We start from the raw sequence: 463 nt of genomic DNA, 5'->3' as shown, positions 1-463 counted from the left end.
GTATAGAGAGCTATCCATCGCCTCTACAGATAGGTAAGGCGAGTGCCTTGGGGATTTACCCCGAGGTTCTTTACCTGAATTGAGAGAATTCCTTTACGGATTCATTTTCGATCGTCGCAGCTGCACCGGGAGTGAGCGTCAGCAAACTCCACAAGATATTGGTGGATTTCTTCCGCCAAGTCGTGCATTGCCATGGCGAAGTCTCGACCGGGCCGGTCGATGTCATAGTAGAAGCGTGCCCGATGTTCCGAGCGGAAGGCTTCGATCCGACCAGCGACGTCCTCGTCGGAGAAGACGTTTCGCACTGCGATGTCGTCGAATACTTCCTCGTGTTTAATGTAATCTGCTGACTCCGCCGCCGTCATCTCTACAAGGTAGAACTGGAACGAGCGCTCGATGGCGTTGAACGACAGTTCGACGATGCTCACGTAGTTGTTCGTTCCCTGCCGAAGCTGCCGGCACG

General features: G+C 54.0%; 1 protein-coding gene. It reads right to left on the bottom strand.

Features of this window, described 5'->3' with window-relative positions:
• Positions 1-101: 101 nt before the first annotated feature.
• Positions 102-463 (bottom strand): hypothetical protein (locus FY251_RS21195; protein ID WP_148416898.1); only part of this gene is annotated, 362 nt, incomplete at its 5' end.

This window comes from Haloferax sp. KTX1 (genome assembly GCF_902410085.1).
GTDB classification, from domain to species: domain Archaea; phylum Halobacteriota; class Halobacteria; order Halobacteriales; family Haloferacaceae; genus Haloferax; species Haloferax massiliensis.
Note: the sequence above shows the minus strand (reverse complement) of the source record. Positions and strands in the feature narration are given on the sequence as shown.